The 21,008-nt window shown below is 66.0% G+C and carries 22 protein-coding genes; 12 read left to right on the plus strand and 10 right to left on the minus strand.

Features of this window, described 5'->3' with window-relative positions; genetic code table 11:
• The 12 genes from PVW46_RS22300 to PVW46_RS22355 all read left to right on the plus strand — a co-directional run.
• Positions 1-945: peroxidase family protein (locus tag PVW46_RS22300; RefSeq protein WP_338020543.1), on the plus strand; the 945-nt coding region annotated here is incomplete at its 5' end.
• Positions 946-1,266: 321 nt separating this feature from the next.
• A complete protein-coding gene (gene pcaF, locus PVW46_RS22305; protein ID WP_069210275.1) occupies positions 1,267-2,469 on the plus strand; it encodes a 3-oxoadipyl-CoA thiolase in 1,203 nt (400 codons plus the stop codon).
• Between the two features lie 25 nt (positions 2,470-2,494).
• On the plus strand, positions 2,495-3,472 hold the full coding sequence (gene paaA, locus PVW46_RS22310) for a 1,2-phenylacetyl-CoA epoxidase subunit PaaA (RefSeq protein ID WP_069210274.1): 978 nt from the start codon (positions 2,495-2,497) through the stop codon (positions 3,470-3,472).
• 45 nt (positions 3,473-3,517) lie between these two features.
• A complete protein-coding gene (paaB, locus tag PVW46_RS22315) occupies positions 3,518-3,856 on the plus strand; it encodes a 1,2-phenylacetyl-CoA epoxidase subunit PaaB (RefSeq protein WP_074622948.1) in 339 nt (112 codons plus the stop codon).
• Positions 3,856-4,617 carry a 1,2-phenylacetyl-CoA epoxidase subunit PaaC gene (gene paaC / locus PVW46_RS22320; protein ID WP_043145887.1) on the plus strand — a complete coding sequence of 254 codons (762 nt, stop codon included), beginning with the start codon at positions 3,856-3,858 and terminating at the stop codon, positions 4,615-4,617. Before paaB ends, paaC begins: the two co-directional genes overlap by 1 nt.
• A 6-nt stretch (positions 4,618-4,623) precedes the next feature.
• Positions 4,624-5,082, plus strand: a complete 459-nt coding sequence (gene paaD, locus PVW46_RS22325) for a 1,2-phenylacetyl-CoA epoxidase subunit PaaD (protein ID WP_043145885.1) — start codon at positions 4,624-4,626, stop codon at positions 5,080-5,082.
• 12 nt (positions 5,083-5,094) lie between these two features.
• Complete coding sequence (paaE, locus tag PVW46_RS22330) at positions 5,095-6,162, plus strand: 1,2-phenylacetyl-CoA epoxidase subunit PaaE (protein WP_069210273.1); 1,068 nt, start codon at positions 5,095-5,097, stop codon at positions 6,160-6,162.
• 10 nt (positions 6,163-6,172) lie between these two features.
• Positions 6,173-6,934 carry a Phenylacetic acid catabolic protein gene (locus PVW46_RS22335; RefSeq protein WP_069210272.1) on the plus strand — a complete coding sequence of 254 codons (762 nt, stop codon included), beginning with the start codon at positions 6,173-6,175 and terminating at the stop codon, positions 6,932-6,934.
• Between the two features lie 65 nt (positions 6,935-6,999).
• Positions 7,000-9,036, plus strand: a complete 2,037-nt coding sequence (paaZ, locus tag PVW46_RS22340) for a phenylacetic acid degradation bifunctional protein PaaZ (RefSeq protein ID WP_069210271.1) — start codon at positions 7,000-7,002, stop codon at positions 9,034-9,036.
• A gap of 16 nt (positions 9,037-9,052) precedes the next feature.
• Entirely contained in the window at positions 9,053-9,823 is a 771-nt protein-coding gene (locus PVW46_RS22345) for a PaaX family transcriptional regulator C-terminal domain-containing protein (protein ID WP_069210270.1), read from the plus strand.
• Between the two features lie 99 nt (positions 9,824-9,922).
• A complete protein-coding gene (locus tag PVW46_RS22350) occupies positions 9,923-10,519 on the plus strand; it encodes a TetR/AcrR family transcriptional regulator (RefSeq protein WP_043145878.1) in 597 nt (198 codons plus the stop codon).
• Complete coding sequence (locus tag PVW46_RS22355; protein ID WP_338020544.1) at positions 10,512-11,600, plus strand: alcohol dehydrogenase family protein; 1,089 nt, start codon at positions 10,512-10,514, stop codon at positions 11,598-11,600. Before PVW46_RS22350 ends, PVW46_RS22355 begins: the two co-directional genes overlap by 8 nt.
• A 36-nt stretch (positions 11,601-11,636) precedes the next feature.
• On the opposite strand, the gene PVW46_RS22360 is transcribed toward PVW46_RS22355, so the two are convergent.
• From PVW46_RS22360 to PVW46_RS22405, 10 genes are all read right to left on the minus strand, one after another.
• Positions 11,637-12,461: a 3-methyl-2-oxobutanoate hydroxymethyltransferase gene (locus PVW46_RS22360; protein WP_069210268.1), complete on the minus strand. Its 825-nt coding sequence runs from the start codon at positions 12,459-12,461 to the stop codon at positions 11,637-11,639.
• 17 nt (positions 12,462-12,478) lie between these two features.
• Positions 12,479-13,252: a TIM barrel protein gene (locus PVW46_RS22365; RefSeq protein WP_069210267.1), complete on the minus strand. Its 774-nt coding sequence runs from the start codon at positions 13,250-13,252 to the stop codon at positions 12,479-12,481.
• Positions 13,253-13,340: 88 nt separating this feature from the next.
• Positions 13,341-13,652 (minus strand): MocE family 2Fe-2S type ferredoxin, encoded by a 312-nt coding sequence (locus PVW46_RS22370; RefSeq protein ID WP_069210266.1) that lies wholly within the window; start codon positions 13,650-13,652, stop codon positions 13,341-13,343.
• Positions 13,653-13,670: 18 nt separating this feature from the next.
• Positions 13,671-14,732 carry a fatty acid desaturase gene (locus tag PVW46_RS22375; RefSeq protein WP_274577717.1) on the minus strand — a complete coding sequence of 354 codons (1,062 nt, stop codon included), beginning with the start codon at positions 14,730-14,732 and terminating at the stop codon, positions 13,671-13,673.
• Positions 14,733-14,736: 4 nt separating this feature from the next.
• Positions 14,737-15,696, minus strand: coding sequence for a sugar phosphate isomerase/epimerase family protein (locus PVW46_RS22380; protein ID WP_069210264.1), 960 nt, complete (start codon positions 15,694-15,696; stop codon positions 14,737-14,739).
• A complete protein-coding gene (locus PVW46_RS22385) occupies positions 15,693-16,712 on the minus strand; it encodes a Gfo/Idh/MocA family oxidoreductase (RefSeq protein WP_274577718.1) in 1,020 nt (339 codons plus the stop codon). The genes PVW46_RS22380 and PVW46_RS22385 overlap by 4 nt, the downstream gene beginning before the upstream one ends.
• A gap of 78 nt (positions 16,713-16,790) precedes the next feature.
• Complete coding sequence (locus tag PVW46_RS22390) at positions 16,791-17,615, minus strand: ATP-binding cassette domain-containing protein (RefSeq protein WP_043145866.1); 825 nt, start codon at positions 17,613-17,615, stop codon at positions 16,791-16,793.
• Between the two features lie 17 nt (positions 17,616-17,632).
• On the minus strand, positions 17,633-18,631 hold the full coding sequence (locus tag PVW46_RS22395; RefSeq protein ID WP_069210263.1) for an ABC transporter permease: 999 nt from the start codon (positions 18,629-18,631) through the stop codon (positions 17,633-17,635).
• Positions 18,632-18,641: 10 nt separating this feature from the next.
• The gene (locus PVW46_RS22400; RefSeq protein WP_083242388.1) at positions 18,642-19,583 is read right to left on the minus strand and encodes an ABC transporter permease; all 942 of its coding nucleotides are present in this window, start codon (positions 19,581-19,583) and stop codon (positions 18,642-18,644) included.
• Between the two features lie 176 nt (positions 19,584-19,759).
• Positions 19,760-20,728 carry a substrate-binding domain-containing protein gene (locus PVW46_RS22405; RefSeq protein WP_069210261.1) on the minus strand — a complete coding sequence of 323 codons (969 nt, stop codon included), beginning with the start codon at positions 20,726-20,728 and terminating at the stop codon, positions 19,760-19,762.
• Positions 20,729-21,008: the final 280 nt, after the last annotated feature.

The raw sequence follows: 21,008 nt of genomic DNA on the forward strand, positions 1-21,008 counted from the left end.
TGGTTCAAGCTGACCCACCGCGACATGGGCAACCGTGATCGCTACATCGGCCCCGACGCCCCGGCCGAGGAGCTGATCTGGCAGGATCCGATCCCCGCCGGGTCGACCGGCTACGATGTGGCCGCCGTCAAGGCCAAGATCGCGGCAAGCGGCCTGTCGACCGCCGAGATGGTCGCCACCGCATGGGACAGCGCGCGGACCTTCCGCCAGTCCGACCTGCGCGGCGGTGCCAACGGTGCGCGCATCCGGCTTGCCCCGCAGAAGGACTGGGAGGGCAACGAGCCGGCCCGCCTGGCGAAAGTGCTGAAGGCGCTGGAACCGATCGCGGCAGAGACCGGCGCTTCGGTTGCGGATGTCATCGTGCTGGCGGGCAACGTCGGTGTGGAACAGGCCGCGAAGGCGGCGGGTTTCGACATCGAGGTGCCGTTCACGCCGGGCCGTGGCGATGCCAGTGCCGAGATGACCGACGCCGAGAGCTTTGACGTGCTCGAGCCGGTCGCGGACGGGTTCCGCAACTGGCAGAAGAAGGACTATATCGTCAGCGCCGAGGAACTGCTTCTGGACCGGGCGCAGCTGTTGGGGCTGACCGGGCCGGAAATGACCTGCCTGCTGGGTGGCATGCGTGTCATGGGCACCAACCACGGCGGCACGGCGCATGGCGTCTTTACCGACCGCGCGGGGGCCCTGACCACCGACTTCTTCGTCAACCTGACGGACATGGGCTTCAAGTGGGTGCCCGGTGGGGACGGCACCTACGAGATCCAGGACCGCAAGACGGGCGAGGTCAAGTTCACCGCGACGCGCGTGGACCTGGTGTTCGGCTCGAACTCGATCCTGCGGGCCTATGCCGAGGTCTACGCCCAGGACGATGGCGCCGAGAAGTTCGTGAAGGACTTTGTCGCGGCCTGGACCAAGGTGATGAACGCCGACCGTATCGACGCCTGATCACGGCGGGTTGGATGAGTTGAAGGGGCGCTCCGAGAGACCGGGGCGCCCTTTTTCGTTTTGCGGTCGCCGGGACGGGACTGTTTGCGGCTGCGCCGCAAAGACGCCCGCCCGCCGGCCCTTTTGGACAGGCTGCGCCTGTTCTTCGCTTTCGGAATCACCAGGGAACAGGCTGAGCGCGGGTCCGATGCGGGTGGGATGCGTTGGGGATGAAACGTTACCGAAATGTCCAATTGTGAGAATAGTGTAACTTTTTCTTGCGCGAATCTCTGAGCTGACGTATTCCGACCGCGTGGTCGATTAATGGGAGGAGTGTCGGTCATGGACGCTTTCATCTGTGACGGGGTACGGACGCCGATTGGACGTTATGGCGGGGCGCTGTCCTCGGTCAGGGCGGATGACCTGGCGGCGCTGCCGATCAGTGCGCTGAAGGCGCGCAACCCTTCGGTGGACTGGAGCGCCGTGGACGAGGTCATCTATGGCTCGGCCAACCAGGCGGGCGAGGACAACCGCAACGTGGCACGCATGGCGGCCCTGCTGGCCGGGCTGCCCGAGGGCGTGCCGGGGACGACCGTGAACCGGCTTTGTGCCTCTGGCATGGATGCGGTGGGGTTTGCCGCGCGGGGGATCAAGGCGGGGGACTATGACCTGTGCATCGCCGGCGGGGTCGAAAGCATGAGCCGCGCGCCTTTCGTGATGCCCAAAGCAACCAGCGCCTTTACCCGCGCCAACGCCGTCTACGACACCACCATCGGCTGGCGCTTTGTGAACCCGAAGATGAAGGCGATGTATGGCACCGACTCGATGCCCGAGACCGCTGACAACGTGGCGGCGGACTATGGCGTGAGCCGCGCGGACCAGGATGCCTTTGCCGCGCGCAGCCAGGCGCGCTGGGAAGCGGCGCAGGCGGCAGGGTTGTTCGCGGATGAGATCGTTCCCGTCGAGGTGCCGCAGCGCAAGGGCGATCCGGTCATCGTCGATACGGACGAACATCCGCGCCCCGGGACGACGGTAGAGAAACTGGGCAAGCTGAAGGGCGTGAACGGGCCGGACCTGAGCGTCACCGCCGGCAATGCCAGTGGCGTGAACGACGGGGCGGCGGCGCTGCTGCTGGCCGGTGAGGCAGCGGTCAAGGCGCAGGGGCTGACGCCCATCGCCCGCGTGCTGGGCATGGCATCGGCCGGTGTGGCGCCGCGCGTCATGGGCATCGGCCCCGTGCCCGCCAGCCGCAAGGTGCTGGATCGGTGCGGGCTGAGCATCGACCAGATGGATGTGATAGAATTGAACGAGGCCTTTGCCAGCCAAGGCCTGGCGACGCTGCGCGAGCTTGGCGTGGCGGATGACGATCCGCGCGTGAACGCGCAGGGTGGCGCCATCGCGTTGGGGCACCCGCTGGGCATGTCGGGCGCACGTCTTGTCTTGACCGCGGCCCACCAGTTGCGGCGCAATGGGGGACGTTACGCGCTCTGCACCATGTGTGTCGGCGTGGGGCAGGGGGCGGCCATCGTCCTCGAACGGGTTTGAAGTCGATCAGCAGGGAGATTCTGCCATGTATGCACAGATGATCAAGTCGGAGGCGACGCAGGAAGACCCCGAGAAGCTCGCCGCTTTCCAGGCCCGCATCGACGCGGGTGAGAAGATCGAGCCCAAGGACTGGATGCCGCTGGGCTATCGCAAGACGCTGATCCGCCAGATCGGCCAGCACGCGCATTCGGAAATCGTCGGCCAGCTGCCCGAGGGCAACTGGATTACCCGTGCGCCCACGCTGGAGCGCAAGGCGATCCTGCTGGCCAAGGTGCAGGACGAGGCGGGGCACGGGCTGTACCTGTATTGCGCCGCCGAGACGCTGGGTGTGACCCGCGACGAGATCACCGAGATGCTGCTGGACGGGCGGATGAAATATTCGTCCATCTTCAACTATCCCACGCTGACCTGGGCCGACATGGGCGCGGTCGGCTGGCTGGTGGATGGCGCGGCGATCATGAACCAGGTGCCGCTTCAGCGGACGTCCTTTGGCCCCTACAGCCGCGCGATGATCCGGATCTGCAAGGAGGAGTCGTTCCACCAGCGTCAGGGCTACGACATCATGATGAAGATGGCCTCTGGCACGCCGGCGCAGAAGAAGATGGCCCAGGATGCGCTGAACCGCTTCTGGTATCCGTCCCTGATGATGTTCGGCCCCTCGGACAAGGAATCCGTGCATTCCGAGCAGTCGATGGCCTGGAAGATCAAGATGAACACCAATGACGAGCTGCGTCAGAAGTTCGTCGACCAGACCGTGCCGCAGGCCGAATACCTTGGGCTGACTGTCCCGGATGAGAACCTGAAATGGAACGAGGAGACCGGGCACTACGATTTCTCGCAGCCCGACTGGTCCGAGTTCTTTGACGTGCTCAAGGGCAACGGGCCGTGCAACCGCGAACGTCTGGCGGCGCGGAACAAGGCCTGGGACGATGGCAAATGGGTGCGTGACGGGCTGCTGGCCCATGCCGAGAAGAAGGCCGCGCGCAAGGTCGCGGCCGAGTGATGGCCCCCCGGGTGCGCCCGGTATCGAGATTGGGAGGAAGTTGAGATGAGTTCCCCGAACGCAGCCTATCCGGACACGCCGGATCAAGCCACGAAACCCAAGCGCCACGAATGGCCGCTCTGGGAGGTCTTCATCCGTGGCCAGCACGGCATGAGCCACCGCCACGTCGGGTCGCTGCACGCGCCGGACGCGGACATGGCCGTCAAGAACGCCCGCGACGTCTATACCCGCCGCAACGAGGGTGTCAGCATCTGGGTGGTCGAGGCGCGGCATATCGCGGCCTCCTCGCCTTCGGACAAGGGGCCGCTCTACGAGCCGTCGGAGTCCAAGGTCTATCGTCACCCGACCTTCTTCGACATCCCCGAAGAAGTGGGGGCGATGTAATGACCCGCGACATGGCGTTTTTCGAATTCCTCTGCCGGATGGGGGACAATACCCTCGTGCTTGGTCACAGGGTCAGCGAATGGTGCGGACATGCGCCGGTGCTGGAAGAGGATATCGCGCTGGCCAACACCGCGCTGGACCTGATCGGGCAGACGCAGATGTGGCTGGGCCTTGCCGGCGAGGTCGAGGGTGAGGGCCGGTCCGCCGACGATCTGGCCATGCTGCGCGACGCCTGGGATTTCCGCAACGTGCTGCTGGCGGAACAGCCGAACGGCGATTTTGGCCAGACGATGATGCGGCAGTATCTCTTTGACCAGGCGCATGTTCTGCTGCTGCAAAAGCTGGCCGGGTCCTCGGACGAGCGGGTGGCGGGGATCGCGGCGAAGGCGGTCAAGGAAGTGGCCTATCACGTCGAACGCTCGCGCGACACGGTGATCGGCCTGGGCGACGGCACCAGCGAGAGCCACCGGCGGATGCAGGCGGCGCTGGACCTGCTCTGGCCCTACGCGGGCGAGATGTTCACCGATGACGAGGTCAGCGGGATCATGGCGGGTGAAGGCATCGCGCCGGAGCCGTCGTCCTTGCGCGCGGCCTGGGACGCGGCGGTGCAGGAGACCATGAGCGAGGCCACGCTGGTCATCCCCGACAGCGATTTTGCCCATGCGGGCGGCAAGACCGGGTTCCGGCATTCGGAACACCTGGGCCACATGCTGACGCAGATGCAGTGGCTGCAACGGGCCTATCCGGGCGCGCGCTGGTAACCCGCCATGACCGTGAGTGTGGATCAGATCTGGGGCTGGCTGGACGAGGTGCCGGACCCCGAGATCCCCGTGATCTCTGTCGTCGACCTGGGCATCGTGCGCGAGGTGATGCTGGAGGGAGAGACAGTCAAGGTGGCGGTGACGCCGACCTATTCGGGCTGTCCGGCGACCAGCGTGATCTCGATGGATATCGAGACCGCGCTGCGCGACCGGGGCATCAAGGACGTGAAGATCGAGACGCGGATCGCTCCGCCCTGGACGACGGACTGGCTGAGCGAGAAGGGGCGGTCACGGCTGGAGGACTACGGGATCGCCCCTCCGCAACCTGCGGGCGGGCCGGAAAAGTGCCCGCATTGCGGGTCCAGGAACGTCACCCGTGTGAGCCAGTTCGGCTCGACCCCCTGCAAGGCGCATTGGCGGTGTACCGACTGCCTGGAGCCTTTCGACTATTTCAAGTGCATCTGAGGAGGGTGGCCCATGCCGCGCTTTCATGAACTGACCGTCCGTGACGTGAAAAAGACCATCCGCGATGCGGTTGTCGTGACGCTGGAACCGGCGAATGGCGAAAGCTTCGACTTCATCCAGGGGCAGTACCTGACCTTCCGCCGCGATTTCGACGGCACCGAGGTGCGCCGCTCCTATTCCATCTGCGCCGGCCGGGGAGAGGGCCTGTTGCAGGTGGGGATCAAGAAGGTCGATGGCGGCGCCTTTTCGACCTGGGCCAACGAGGACCTGCAACCGGGCATGGTGCTGGAAGCGATGGAACCGATGGGCAGCTTTCACACCCCGCTCGATCCGGCGGCCAGCCGCAGCTACCTGGGCTTTGCCGGCGGGTCGGGGATCACCCCGGTGCTGTCAATCCTCAAGACCGTCCTGTCGACGGAGCCGCGGTCGGATTTCACACTGGTCTATGCCAACCGGGGCGTGAACTCGATCATGTTCCGCGAGGAACTGGAAGATCTGAAAAACCTCTACATGGGGCGGCTCAACATCATCCACGTCCTGGAATCGGACGCGATGGACATCGACCTGTTCCAGGGCCGTGTCGATGCCGAGAAGTGTGACGCTTTGTTCGAGCACTGGATCGACGTCGAAAACGTCGACACCGCCTTTATCTGCGGGCCGGAGCCGATGATGCTGGGCATTGCCAAGGCGCTGAAGGATCACGGCCTGACCGAGGAGCAGATCAAGTTCGAACTGTTTGCAAGCGCCCAGCCCGGACGGCTGGCGCGCAAGGCCACCAGCACCGAGGCGGGCACACAGGCGGCGCGCACGCAGGCGACCGTCACGCTGGACGGCACCACGCGCAGCTTCGAGATGGACAAGGACTTTTCGGTTCTCGACGCGGCTTTGGAAAACGCGTTGGACGCGCCCTATGCCTGCAAGGCCGGGGTCTGTTCCACCTGCAAGTGCCGGGTGATCGAGGGCGAGGTCGAGATGATCGCCAATCACGCGCTGGAGGATTACGAGGTCGAACGTGGCTACGTCCTGTCCTGCCAGTCCTACCCGCTCACCGACCGCGTGGTCGTGGATTACGACCAGTAAGGGGGATGCCATGACGGACGAGATGAACATTGCCGACTACCTGGCCCAGGGCGGGCGGCTGACCAACCCGGCCAATGTGCCGCCCCGTTACCGCGCCGAGCTGATGAAGCTGATGAGCACCTTCGTCGACAGCGAACTGGCGGGCGCGGCGGGCTTTGCCGATGTGATCAACGACGGGCCGGGGATCAAGGAACGCATCGCCGCCGCGCGGATCGTGCTGGAAAAGACCGATCACGCGGACAAGGTGCTGCGCCTGATGGGCGAATTCGGGGCCAATACCGACCGCTACGTCGGCCACCATCCCTGGACCGACCGTCTGCCGCGCGACACGGCTCCGGGATCGACACGGTCCACCCATGACATGCGCCTGTCGGTCTTCAACTACCCGCTGGACGGCTGGGCCGACGCGGTGGTGATGAACCTCTGCATGGGCCACGCGGTCTCCGTGCAGCTGGAGGACATGGCGCGCGTCACCTACCAGCCGCTGGCCGAGGCGCTGCGCGAGGTCCTGCCCGTGGAACGGCGCCATACCGAACTGGCCGAAGAAGGGCTGGAGCGGCTGGGGGCCGAGGGGCAGGGGGCGGCGATTGCCAAGAGCCTGGCCTACTGGCGCCCGCGCGTGGCGGCGGTCTTTGGCGATCCGTCCGATGACCGTATGGCGCAACTGCAGGCCTGGGGCCTGCGCCACGCCAGCGCGCCCGAGATGCGGGCCGAATGGGAAAAGCGCCTGGATGCTGCGCTGGCCCGGCTGGGCCTGACAGAGACGGCCTGAACAAACGGGCCTGAGACAGAGATTCAATGAACCGCCGGGCGCGACCGGCAGGACAGGGGGGAAGGATGAGCCTTCTTGAGATCAAGAGCTATGCGGCGGGCCAATGGGTTGCACCGGGCACAGGCGCACGCAGCTTTGAAAACGCGGTCACCGGCGAGGTGCTGGGCCACGCGGGCAACGACGCGCTGGACGTCGAGGCGATGCTGGCTTTCGCCCGCGACAAGGGCGGCCCGGCGCTGCGCGCTATGACCTTCCACCAGCGGGCCAAGATGCTCAAGGCGCTGGCGCAGTACCTGTCGCAGCACAAAGAGGCGCTTTACGACCTGTCGTTCAACACCGGGGCGACGGCGCGCGATCACGGGCTGGACATCGACGGCGGCATTGCAACGCTCTTTGTCTTTGCCTCCAAGGGGCGGCGAGAGATGCCGGACGGGCATGTCTACCTGGACGGCGATGTCGAACAGATGTCGCGCTCGGGGCAGTTCCTTGGGCATCACATCTGTACGCCGCTGCAGGGTGTCGCGGTGCATATCAACGCCTTCAACTTCCCGGTCTGGGGGATGCTGGAAAAGCTGGGGCCGACCCTGCTGGCGGGGGTGCCTGCCATCGTGAAGCCGGCCACGGCCACCTGCTACGTCACCGAACTGGCGGTGCGGCTGATGCTGGAAAGCGGTCTGCTGCCCGAGGGCGCGCTGCAATTCGTGGCGGGCGGCCTGGGCGACATGCTGGACCGGCTGACCTGCCAGGACGCGGTGAGTTTCACCGGCTCGGCGGACACGGCGCTGAAGCTGCGGTCGAACCCGCACCTGTTGCGTGAATCGGTGCGCTTCGTGGCCGAACAGGACAGCCTGAACGCCTCGATCCTGGGGCCGGACGCGGAACCCGGCACGCCCGAATTCGATCTCTTCGTCAAGGAAGTGCACCGCGAGATGACCGTGAAGGCGGGGCAGAAATGCACCGCGATCCGCCGCATCATCGCGCCCGAGGCACATGTTCCGGCGGTGATCGAGGCGCTGAGCGCGCGGCTGGCCAAGACGCCGATTGGCGATCCCCGGGCAGAGGCCACGCGCATGGGGGCGCTGGTCTCCAACGGCCAGAAACGCGACGTTCTTGAAAAGGCGGCGGTGATCGGCGCCGAGGCAGAGCGTGTTTATGGGGACCCCGATGCCTTCGAGGTGCATGGCGCGGATGGGGCCAAGGGTGCCTTCCTGCCGCCGATGCTGTTCCACTGCGCCGACCCGGACAAGGCGGAGCGCATCCACGACACCGAGGCCTTTGGCCCTGTGTCCACCGTCATGGGCTATCGCGACCTGGGGCACGCGGTGCAGATCGCCAATCGCGGCGGCGGGTCGCTGGTGGCCTCTGTCATCACCCATGATCCGGCGGTCGCCCGTGAGGTTGCGCTGGGCGCGGGCGCCTTCCACGGGCGGCTCTACTTCAACGACCGCAACAGCATGAAGGAAAGCACCGGGCATGGTTCGCCGATGCCGCATCTTGTCCACGGCGGCCCCGGCCGCGCGGGTGGCGGCGAGGAAATGGGCGGCGTGCGCGGCGTGATGCATTACATGCAGCGGACTTCGATCCAGGGCAGCCCGGACATGCTGAGCGCCATCGGCAACCGCTGGGTGCCCGGCGCGGCAGAGGTCGAGGCCCCGGCGCATCCCTTTACCCGTGGCTTCGACGATCTGGCGATTGGCGAGACGCTGCATGCGGGCCCGCGTGAGATCACGCTTGCCGACATCGAGCATTTCGCGGAATTCACCGGCGACACCTTCTATGCCCACATGGACGAGGAGGCCGCCGCGCGGAATCCATTCTTCCCGGGGCGTGTCGCGCATGGCTACCTGCTGCTGAGTTTCGCGGCGGGCATGTTCGTCGAGCCGAACGAGGGCCCGGTGCTGGCCAATACCGGGCTGGACGGGCTACGCTTCATGAAGCCGGTGGTGGCGGGGGATGCGCTGAACGTGCGCCTGACCGTCAAGCAAAAGACCCGTCGGACAGACGAGTATGGCGAAGTGCGCTGGCACGTGACGCTGACCAACCAGGATGGCGAGAAAGTGGCCGAATACGAGCTGCTGACGATGAACGCCTACAGCGCCTGAGCGCAGACAGGAGACGATGGACAGCACGGCCTTCGAAGCAGCGGTCAGTGACCTGCGGGGGGAGATCCCCCCGCGCGTCTGGTCGCTGCTTGTCACCGTCTTCGGTGATCTTGCGCAGGATGGCTCGGCCCTGCCGGGCACTGTCCTGGGTGAGATCATGAGCCGTGTCGGGATAAAACCCGAAGCCATGCGCGTGGCCCTGCACCGCCTGCGCAAGGACGGCTGGATCGAAAGCGAGCGTGCGGGCCGGTCCAGTCTGTACCGCCTGACGCCCGAAGGTCGGGCGCAGACCGTGGCCGCCAGCCCGCGCATCTATGCCACCGATCCACCCGCCGAGGCGGCTTTTCTGGTGCTGACCGATCCGGCCTCTCCGCTGGAATGGACGCGAAACGATGTCTGGGTCACGCCGCACGCGGTGTTGACCGCGCATCCGCCCGCCGGGGCAGAGGCCTTTGCCACGCCGATCGATCCCGACAGGCCTTTGCCGCGCTGGATGCGCGACAAGACCTGCGACGCGATGACCGTGGCGCTGTCGGCTGACCTGGCGGCCCGGCTGACGCGGGCCGAGGCGGCGCTGGCGGCCGCCAGTGCGCCGGACCCGCTGCAAACCGCCGCCCTGCGGGTGCTGATCGTGCACAGCTGGCGGCGTATCGTGCTGAAAGTGCCGGAACTTCCGGATTTCGTGCTGCCCGAGGCCTGGGCCGGTCCGGCCTGTCGGGCCGGGACGGCGCGGCTGTTGCAGCGCCTGCCCGCGCCGGGGCTGGACAGGCTGTCGGCGGCGGCCTGAGGCGGCCCGGTCCTGTCCGATGTTGTCACCGACCAATCGGTCAGTTAATTTCCCCGCCAAACCCCGGTAAAGGATCGGGACAGGGAGCGAGGAGAGACCGTGGCACGCCCCATCGCCAAGGATCACGACGAGAAACGCGCGCAAATCCTGAACTGCGCGGCACAGGTCTTTGCCGCCGAAGGATTCGACCGCGCCTCGATGAACCGGATTGCGGCGGGCTGCGGCATCTCGAAGGCCAATATCTACCACTACTACGCGGGCAAGGACGCGCTGCTGTTCGACCTGCTGGACAGCTACCTGTCGGCCCTGCACGCCCGTGTCTGCGTTGATCCCGCGCCGGGTGCCACCCCGCAGGATCGTCTGCTGGACACCGTGCGCGCGGTGCTGCGGGCCTACCAGGGCGCCGACGACCACCACAAGGTGCAGATTTCCGCGCTGGAGGCCCTGCCCGAGGACAAGCAGAAGGTGCTGCGCGCCTACCAGCGCGACATGGTCAACCATCTCTCGGCCATACTGGCCGAGATCGCGCCAGATCCGCTGGCGGCGGATGCGCGCAAGCTGCGCTCTGTCACCATGTCTGTCTTTGGCATGTTGAACTGGTATTACATGTGGAACGGTGGTGCCGGCAGCGACGCCCGCGAGGAATACGCCCAGCTTGTCACCAACTTGACGCTGAAGGGGATTGAAGGTGTCTGAGACACCTTTGCCCGCGACCATGAAAGCGGTCGTCACCACGGGCAACGGCGGATACGACCGGCTGGAATATCGCGACGTCCCGGTGCCCGTCCCCGGCCCCGGCGAGGTGCTGTTGAAAGTTCTGGCCGCAGGTGTGAACAACACCGAGATCAACACGCGCCTGGGCTGGTATTCCTCCGGGGTCACGACGGACACGGCGGCCACCTCCGATGGACCGCCCGAGGAGCGCGCCGATGGGGGCTGGAACGCGGCCACGCCCTTTCCGCTGATCCAGGGCACCGATTGCTGCGGGCGGGTGGTGCAGGCGGCGCCGGATGCGGACCAGAAACTGATCGGTCGGCGGGTCCTGGTGCGGCCCTGCATGCGGACGCGCGGTTTCGATCATATGGACACGGTGTGGATGGCGTCGGATTTCGACGGTTCCTTTGCCCAATACGTCAAGGTGCCTGCGACCGAGGTCTTTTCCGTCGACTGCGACTGGAGCGATGCGGAACTGGCCTCTGTGCCCTGCGCCTACGGCACGGCCGAGAACATGCTGCAGCGTGCGGGACTGCGCGCCGGAGAGCGTGTGCTGGTCAGCGGCGCCTCGGGCGGGGTGGGCTCGGCCACGGTGCAACTGGCCGCGCGGCGCGGTGCCGAGGTCATTGCCCAGACCAGCCCCGGCAAGATGGAGCTGCTGTACGAGCTGGGGGCATCCCGGTGCATCGCACGGGCGGATGACCCGGAAAAGGTGCTGGGCGCGGGCAGCATCGACCTGGTGGTCGACAATGTCGCCGGGGACGGGTTTCCGGGCAGGCTCGCGGTGCTGCGGCGGGGCGGGCGGCTGGTGAGTTCCGGGGCCATCGCCGGCCCCGTGGTGCCGCTGGACATGCGCGAGCTGTACCTGCACGACCGGCAGGTGATCGGCACCACGGCCTGGGATGAGACGGTCTTTCCCGACCTCATCGGCTATGTCGAACGGGGCGAGATCCGCCCGCTGGTGGCCCGGACCTATCCGCTGCACCAGATCGTGACGGCGCAGAGGGATTTCCTGGCCAAGACCCATGTCGGCAAGTTCGTCCTGATCCCGCCCGGGGTCTGATCCCCCGGGCCGGGTGTTTGGCGATCAATGTGGGGGTCAGGCGCGGGCCGCGGTCATGAAGGCGTCGAACTCGGCGTCCTGGATCGTGACGCTGTGCTGATCCGCCGGATACCCGCCACTGTCCACGTCGGCCTTGTAGTCCCTGAAGGCGGCGATGCGTTCGGCCTGCAGCCTTTCCAGCTCGGGCGCGAAGTTGCGGTAGGTCTTGCCGTGGCGCGGCTTGTGGGTCTTGCCATAGCCACAGACATCCTCGGTAAAGAGATATTGCGCATCGGCGTATCTGCCCGCCCCCATGCCCAGCATGACCAGCGAGGAGTTTTCCGTCAGGTACCTGGCCACGCGGTCCGGCACGACTTCCAGCTCGGCGCCGAAGACGCCGATACGTTCCAGCATCTGCGTGTGGCGCCACAGGGCCAGCGCCTCGTCGGCGGTCTTGCCCACCGCGCGCCAACCGGTCCAGGTGATGTAGGACGGGATCAGGCCGATGTGGCCCACCACCGCGATGTGATTGTCGCACAGCAGTTTCTGGATGTCGTAGGAGGCCGCGCAATAGACCGCGTCGCCGCCAAGCGCCGCGTAGTGGAAGGCGGCGCGCAAGTAGTCCTCTCCGGTGGCCAGCGGGCGGCCCTGGAAACTGCCCCAGCCGCCGTAGGGCAGGCCGACCTGGACGAAACAGTCGCCCGCCGCCTCGCGCATTTCAGCGTCGAAGAACCGGCCCTCGATCGACAGCATGTGGATGCCGGCTTCGGCGGCCGCAGCGGCCTCGTCGGGGGTGGTGACGAAAAGCATCGAGATCTTTTCACCGCGTTTCTTCATGGCGCGGATGTCCGAGACAAGCGGACGGTTATGGTAGATGCTCATGGGATCGTTCCTTGACGTCAGACCGTGAAGGCCGCGCGGAAGGCCTCTAGCGCGGTTTCGGGGTCGGTCTTGGCATAGCCCTCAAAGGCGACCGGGCCATCATAGCCCATGTCGGCCAGCGCGCGGGCGATGACGGGATAGTTCATCTCTCCGGTCCCCGGCTCGAACCGGCCCGGGTTGTCGGCGACCTGGTATTCTCCGATCCAGGGCAGGCAGGCCTCGGCCCATCGGATCACGTCACCCTCGCCGATCTGGGTGTGGTACAGATCGAGGTTGATGCGCAGCTGTGGCCGGTCCACCGCCGAGACCAGCGACAGCACGTCGGCGGTCGTGTTGAAGGGACAGCCCGGATGTTCGCGCAGGTTGAGGTTTTCGAGGGTGAAGGTCACGCCCTCTTCCTCGGCCATGTCGCAGATCCGGTTGAGCGTATCGCGCGCGCGCAGCCACATGCCGGGGGCAAAGGCCGTGTGCTGCGGGATCGGCAGGCCGCCGTCGCCCAGGCCGGTGCCGTGCAGGTTCAGCCGCGCGACGCCCAGCCGCTTGCCGACCTGCGCGGTTTCACGGGCGGAGTTCACCAGCAGGTCGGCGCCTTCGGCATCCGACAGGCGGCCGCGCAGATAGCCGTTCATGATGGTGAAACTGGCGCCGGTTTTTTCCAGTGCATCGAGGTCCCATTCGGGCCAGTTCCAGAGACCGACGCCAAAGCCCATCTCGTGCAGGCGCGCGGCGCGCCAGGCGATGGGCTTGTCCAGCCAGAGCATTTCCGCGCAGGCGGCGAGTTGGAAGGTCATGCGCTTTCCTTTCGTGTGGGTGGGCCGACGGACCGGACTGTCAGATTGGCCCGCGGCACCGGGTCGGGTCCAAGGCCGGGTCGCCGCCTCACAATTCGATGAAGACGCGGCCGTTCTCGACCTTGGTGGGATAGGTGTGCAGGTTCTCGCAGGCGGGCGGCGTTTCCACCTCTCCGGTGGAGCAGTCGAAGATCGACGAATGCTTGGGGCATTCGATGGTCGCCTCGACCACCAGCCCGTCTTCAAGGTGCACGTCCTCGTGGGTGCACAGCCCGTCGGTGCAATAGTAGTTGTCCTGGTGGTCGCGCACGATCACGAAAGTCCGGCTGCCGTGATCGAAACGGATCACGTCCTCTTCGTCGATGTCGCTTGCGGCACAGGCGTCAATCCAGTCTGCCATTGGGGTCTCCTTGGTCTGTCAGCCGGCGCTGGCGCGCGGGCCGTCGTGGTAGGGGTGGGCGCTGTCGGGCAGGGGACGGCGCAGGTGGAAATCGGGGTCGTGCCGCTGGCGCCAGAGCACCGGCAGCATCTCGGCAAAGGCCTGCGGGATCGACCTGTTCGGCGCCGGGAAATCAAAGGCGCAGACCCGGTGCAGGTCCGGCAGGCGGTAATAGGGCACCAGCGGGAACATGTGGTGTTCGACGTGGTAGTTCATGTTCCAGTAGATGAAGCGGCTGACCGGGTTCATGTAGACCGTGCGGCTGTTGAGCCGGTGATCCAGCGCGTTGTCGTCCAGTCCGCCGTGTTGCAGCCAGCCGGTCAGGACCATGTGCCAGCAGCCGTACAGGCGCGGCAGGCCGATCAGCAGCAGCGGGATCCAGGACTGGAACAGGACGGCGGTCAGGACGGTCAGCGCGTAGATCGCCAGCCAGATCCGCGCGGTGCGGTAGGTTTTCGGGTAAAAGACGGCTTCGACATAGGTCTCCTCGTCCGGCAGCATCCGGCCAGAGGCATGGACGACCATGCGGCGCAGCCCGTCGGGCACATCGACCAGCCCCAGAAGGTTAGAGGCGACCCTGAGCGCCAGGACCGGCCGCATGATGGCGATTTCCGGATCGCGGCCCACGATGATCGTGTCGGAATGGTGCCGGGCGTGGCTGTATTTCCAGCACCACGGGTCGCGCATCATGCAGAAACAGGCGACCTGGTAGACAAGCTGGTTCATCCAGCGCGTCTTGAAGGCGGTGCCGTGCCCGCATTCGTGCCAGCGCGAGTCCATCGCCGACCCATAAAGCACGCCATAGGCCAGCCAGAAGGGCACGGACCACCAGGACGGCATCAGAGCGATGGCGATCCCCGCAAGGCCCACCATCAGCCCGAACAGGATCACCGTGTCGCGGATGGCGGGCTGATCGGCACGTTTCATCAGCGCCTTCATCTGCTTGCGGTCGATGGGCGTTCTGTACCAGTCCTCGGTCACCAGCCCCGCATCGACGGCGCGGCGGGCATCCGGCCCGGTCAGGCTGTAGTCGCGGGGCATTGGCTCAGATCTCCTGCGGTTTGAAATCGGCCGGGGCCGAGGGCATCACGTTCTGCAGGAGCGCCACGGATTTCTCCAATCCTTCGAGCGCGTTCAGCAGGACGTCCTCGTGTTCGATCGACAGCCAGCCGTCGTAACCCGCCATCCGCAGCCGGTAGCAGAACTGCCGCCACCATTCCTCGCCGTGGCCGAAACCCAGCGTGATGTAGGACCAGCTGCGCGCCGGGATATCCATGAGTGAGCCGTTTTCCAGCAGCGAAGTCGTCGCCTGCACCGGCGCGTTCAGAAGCGTGTCCTTGGCGTGGACGTGGTAGATGGCCTCTCCCAGCGCCTCGGCGGCGACCAGCGGGTCGGCGCCCATCCACATCAGGTGGCTGGGGTCCAGGTTGGCGCCGATCACCGGGCCGATGGCCTCGCGCAGCTTGAACAGCGAGGGCACGTTGTAGACGCATTGGTTGCCGTGCAGCTCCAGCGCGATCCGTTTCACGCCGCTTTCGCGGGCGACGGCGGCGACGCCCTCCCAGAACGGCAAAAGCACATCGTCCCATTGAAAGCGCAGGATCTCCTGCGTCTCCGGCGGCCAGGAGGAGACCACCCAGTTCGGCATGGTGTCGCCGGGTGCGCCCGCGGGCAGGCCGGACATGGTGCAGACCGTCTCGATCCCCATTTCGCCGGCGGTGCGTATCGTGTCCAGCAGGGCATCCCCCTGGGTCCGGTCGGTGGGATGCAGCGGGTTGCCGTTTGCATTCAGGCTGATGATCTCCAGCCCGTGATCCGCGAATTTCTGTCGATAGGCCTTTTGCGCGGCGCTATTGCCCAGCATCTTGGCCAGGTCGAAATGCGGTGCGGTGGTCCAGCCGCAGGTGTTCACCTCGATGCCGGATACACCCATGCGCCGGGCATGGGCCAGCATGTCGTCCAGCGACATGGCGCCGAGACTGTCGGAGACAAAGCCTAGTTTCATGCGTAGAACTCCGGTTTGGCGATCATCTCGACCGCGCATTTCCGACCTGTTTCCAGCGCGGTGACGCCGGTTTGCGCGACCTGCGCGGCGCAGTAGCCGTCCCAGCAATCCGCAGCCGTCGCCGGGAAGGCGCCGGTTTCGACAAAGCGCAGGAAGTCGCGGTTCTGGCGGACGTAGGCCTCGTGGTAGCGCCCGCGCCAGTCGGCCTCGTAGCGGGTGGCGGCGGCCAGTTTCATGTCGGTGCGGGTGTAGGCGACGTTGTTCGTGGCGATGCTGCCCTGCTCGCCCACCAGTTCCGCACGCACGTCGTAGCCATAGGCGGCGTTGTTGTTGACCTCGATGGTCACAAGCTGGCCGTCATCGGTTTCCAGCACCATGACGACCGGGGCCACCACGGAATCCGATCGCCGGGGCTGGTAGGCAGAGATCGCGGTGTAGTCGCAGGTCAGGACGTGGCGGACCACGTCGAACTCATGCGGCGCGGAATTGGTGATCGCCATCGCGCCGGTGAAATCGGCCGCCGGGGTTTCCACGTTGCGATGAAAGTTGTGCATCATCAGCGCGCGACCCAGTTGGCCGCCTGTCAGCGCCTCTTTCATCTCGACGTAGGACTGGTCGTAGCGGCGCATGAAGCCCAGCATGACGTGTTTCGCCCCGGCGGCCTCTTCGGCCTGCATGACCTCGATGCATTCCTGTGGCGATTGCGACAGGGGTTTCTCGCAGAGCACCCGCTTGCCCGCGCGGATAGAGGCCGTGCTGAGCGGCGCATGGGTGAAATCGGGGCTGGCAATGATGACCGCGTCGACATCGTCTCGGGTGATGGCGGCCTCTGGATCGGTCGAGACATCGGAGGCGCCCAGCCTGTCAGCCACCGCGCGCGCGCGGGCGGCGTCCATGTCGCAGACCAGCTGAAGGGTGGCCCCGGGCAGATCCTCTGCCACGATTGCGGCGTGATCGGCCCCCATCAGTCCCGCGCCGATCACGGCGATGCGAATGCTCATCTTGTGCTCCGTCATGATATTGGGTTCGCGAAGGATGCCCGCGAACGCGTTGCCGTCAAACGCCACGAGGGCGTTTGCATGATGTGAAAGACCTCAGTGCACCGGCGGCGGCACATGGCCGTCATGGCTTTCCATGTAGCCTTCGATGCTGGATTCCAGGTCGGCCATGCTTTCGCCACCGGCCATCAGGTCGGCGATTTCCTCGCGGGTCTTCTCGCCCTTGCGGAAGTCGGCGGCGATGGCGCCACGGATCAGGACGGCGAAATGATCGCCCACGGCCATCGCGTGCATGACCTGGTGGGTGATGAAGATCACCGCCAGCCCGCGCCGCTTGGCCTCGTTCACGATGCGCAGGACATGGGCGGCCTGTTTCACCCCCAGCGCGGCGGTCGGTTCGTCGAGGATCAGCACGCGGGCGCCGAAATGCACCGCGCGGGCGATGGCCAGAGACTGCCGTTCGCCGCCCGACAGGCCGCCGACCAGGCGGTCGCCGTCGTCGATGCGGGTGATGCCGAAGTTCTGAACTGCCTCGACGGCGATCCGGTTGGCGGTCTTGCGGTCGTAGACCTTGAACGGCCCCCAGCCCCGGGTCGGTTCGACTCCGGCGAAAAAGCTGCGCCCGATGGACATCAGGGGAAAGGTGCCGCCGAACTGGTGCACCGTGGCAATGCCCATTTCCTGTGCCTGCTTGGGCCGGGAAAAGCGCACCGGCTGTCCGTCCAGCAGGATCTCTCCGCGGGTGGGTTGATGCACGCCGGCCAGTGTCTTGATCAGCGTCGACTTGCCGGCGCCATTGTCGCCCAGCAGGCAGAGCACCTCGCCCTCGTTCACCTTGAGCGAGATTTCATGCAACACATCGATGGGGCCGAAACTCTTGTCGACATTGCGAAGTTCGATCACGGGGGTCTTGTCAGCCATTGGTCCGGGCCTCCCTCTCAAGCGGGTTTCTTCTTGCGGACGGCGGTCATCGCCAGGGTCCGGAAGTTTTCATTCATGGCGACGGCCACCAGCAGCATCACTCCGATGATCAGGTTCGACCAGTTGCGGTCGATCTGGGTAAAGTAGATGCCCTGGTTGACCACCGCGAAGGTGAGCGTGCCAAAGAAGATCCCGGCCACAGAGCCAAAGCCGCCAGTCAGCAGGGTGCCGCCGACGACGACGCTGACGATCACGTTGAAGATGATGTTCATGCCGCCCGAGACCTGGGCCGAATTGAACAGGATCGCCTGGCACATGCCGGTAAAGCTGGCGGCCGTGGCTGACAGGATGAAGAGCGCGACGGTCATCTGGCGGACGGGAATGCCGGCGTTGCGGGCGCTGTCCTTGTCGCCGCCCATCGCGAAGATCCAGTTGCCGTAGCGCGTGGCATGCATCACGAACCACAGGACCAGCGCCAGCGCGATCCACCACAGGATGATGACCTGGTGGCTGCCGCCGATCAGCTGGCCAAAGGTGAACTTGGCCCAGTCCGGGGCGGTCAGCGCGACGCTGGCCTTGCCGGTCAGGATCTTGGCGGCGGCCAGGACGACACCCTGCATGGCGACCAGCGTGCCCAGCGTGATGATCAGCGAGGGGACCGTGGTACGATTGGCCAGCACGCCGTTGATCGTGCCCACGATCACGCCCAGACCCAGCGCGCAGATCATGCCGACGGCCATGGGCAGTTCGTAATGGCCCGAGACGATGGCGGTGGTCATCGACCCCGCCGGGATCATCGCCCCGATCGAGATGTCCAGCTCGCCCGCGATCATAAGCATGCCCACCGGGATGGCCACGATCCCGAGGTTGGCTGCAAAGTTCACCCAGCTGGCGGCGCCCGCCAGTTTGCCCAGGTCCACGCCGCCGAAGATCACGAAGAAGGCGATCACGCCGACCAGGCTGAGGATGGCGCCCGCGGCGGGCTTGCGCAGGAAGGTTCCGAAGAGGTCTGTCATGGTCCCGGCCTCACTTCTTGGTCGCGTAGCTCAGGGCGAGCTTGCGGAAGGTGTCGTTGGACATCACCGCGATCAGCAGGAGCGCCCCGATGATGATGCTGCCGTAGTTCGGATCGAGTCCGCTGAAGAAGATGCCCTGGTTGACGATGGAAAAGGTCAGTGTGCCCAGCACGATGCCCACCACCGACCCGGCGCCACCGGTCAGCAGCACGCCGCCGATGACCACGCACATGATCGAATTGAAGATGAAGGCCTGTCCCGCCGCGACCTGCGCGCTGCCGAAGGTCAGCACCTGGCTGACGCCGACAAAGGCCGCCGCAAAACCGCTGAGCATGTAGAGGCTGATGGTCACACGGCGGATCGGGATGCCGGCATTGCGCGCGCTGTCGCGGTCGCCGCCCAAGGCAAAGACCCAGTTCCCCCAGGGCGCGACATGCAGCAGGTAGTAGATCACCAGGGCAAAGCCCAGCCACCAGAAGATGGTGACGCGAAACATGAAGTTGATGGACTCGCCCAGCATCAGCTTGGCCACCGGGTCGGGCGTCATGAAGACCCCGGTCGATCCCGCGATCAGCACCGTTAGTCCCAGGGTCAGGCCCATGGTGCCGAACATCGTGCCGATGGTGATGATGAGCGAGGGGATCGCGGTACGCGACACCAGGTAGCCGTTGATGAAACCGATCATCAGCCCGACCGCGAGCCCGGCAAGGACGCCGTACCAGGTGGGCAGATCGTAGTGGCCGGACACCAACGCGCAGGTCAGCGCGGCGGCGGGCACGACGGCGCCCACGGAAATGTCCAGCTCTCCGGCGATCATCAGCAGGCCGACGGGCAGGGCGATGATGCCGACCTCGGCCGCCATCGTCAGGAAGGCGGACCAGCCGGGCGCGCCGAGAAACACCTTGCCGCCGAGGCTGGCAAAGAAGACGTAGACGACGATCGTCCCGATCATGGTTCCGAACTCAGGCCGGCGGATCAGGTTGCCGATGCTCGCGGCTGGGCCGCTGGTTCTTGGCGCGTCAGGTGACATGTCTCTCCCGTTCCGGTCGCGTCAAAGGCGCCCGGCCTCCCGTTTTTCGTGAAGGATGGGCCGCGCGTGGCGGCGCGGCCCGGTGCCCGTGGGGGCGCTCAGCGCGTGCCCTTGCCTGCGCCCAGCATGGTCGCGTCGATGTTCGACGCATCGACGACGCCGGGGCCGGTCAGGATCTCGCGGGTCGGGATCGACAGGCCGTAGTTGATGTGACCGTTCAGGATCGACACGGCGTAAAAACCCTGCTGATACCCCTGCTGGTCGATGGCGCAGGCCTGCTGACCGCTCTTGATGTTGGTCAGGATCGCCTCGTCGAAGTTGATGCCGCAGATTTGCACCTGGCCGGCCTTGCCCGCCTGCTGGATGCCCTGGACGATGCCGACGGCATCGAGGTTCGCGGTGGCGAAGACGGCGTTGATGTCCGGGTTCTGCAGCAGGTGCGCGCGCACGGCCTGGGCCACGGCGGTCACGTTGCCCTGGGCGGTCGCGGGCAGGGGCAGGGTGGTCGCGGTGTGGCCGGTGTTCTCCATGCCCTCGGCGAACCCGTTGCAGTAATCCTCGATATTGGCCGCGCCGGGCAGCGAGTTGACGCAGAGCCCGACGGTCCCGCCGTTGTTGCCCAGCCATTCGCCGCCGGCGACACCGGCCAGGTAGTCGACCGCGCCGACGTAGTTCAGCGCGCCCAGCCGGTCGGCGGCCTCGAGGCCGCCGGCGTTGTAGATGACCAGCGGGATGCCCGCGTCCACGACCGCCTGAAAGGCCGGGTCCATCGCCTCGGGCACCCAGTTCGGGCCGACGACGCCATCGGCGCCCTGGTCGATGGCCTGGCGGATCAGTTCCGCCGCGTCCACGCCGAGGTTGTCGTAGTTCTGCGGGCCCAGCCAGGTGACAGAGCCGCCCTGTGCCTCGACCACGAGGGCCGCGTCTTCGGCGCCGCGCTTGACGATCGACCAGAACGGATCGTCGGGCTTGCCGCCGATTACGAAGATGTCCGCGCCTTCGGCGTAGACGGCCGATGCGCCGATGGCGAGGGCGGCGGTGGTCGCAAGGAACGTGCTCAGTTTCATTTAGGGTCTCCTCCCCTGTTTGCCGTCGTCGGTCGGACGGCATTGGTCAGTCGTGATGGATTTTGCGGATCGCCCGGGTGCCTCCTCGCACGCCTGGGCGGGTCGCTCCTTATTCGGCGGGCATGCCGCCTTTCCGGGCGTTTGCGCGGGCCTTCTTGTCCCGGAAACGCGCCTTCATCTTTTCGTCTGCCTGTTTGGTGCCGTCGTGCCAGGTGCCGAACAGCGCGTCGAAGGGCACGATGCCGTCGCCGTAGTTCACCTCGAAATACTTGTGGTGCAG

It is taken from the genome of Mameliella sp. AT18, assembly GCF_028807275.1.
GTDB classification, from domain to species: Bacteria; Pseudomonadota; Alphaproteobacteria; order Rhodobacterales; family Rhodobacteraceae; genus Antarctobacter; species Antarctobacter albus.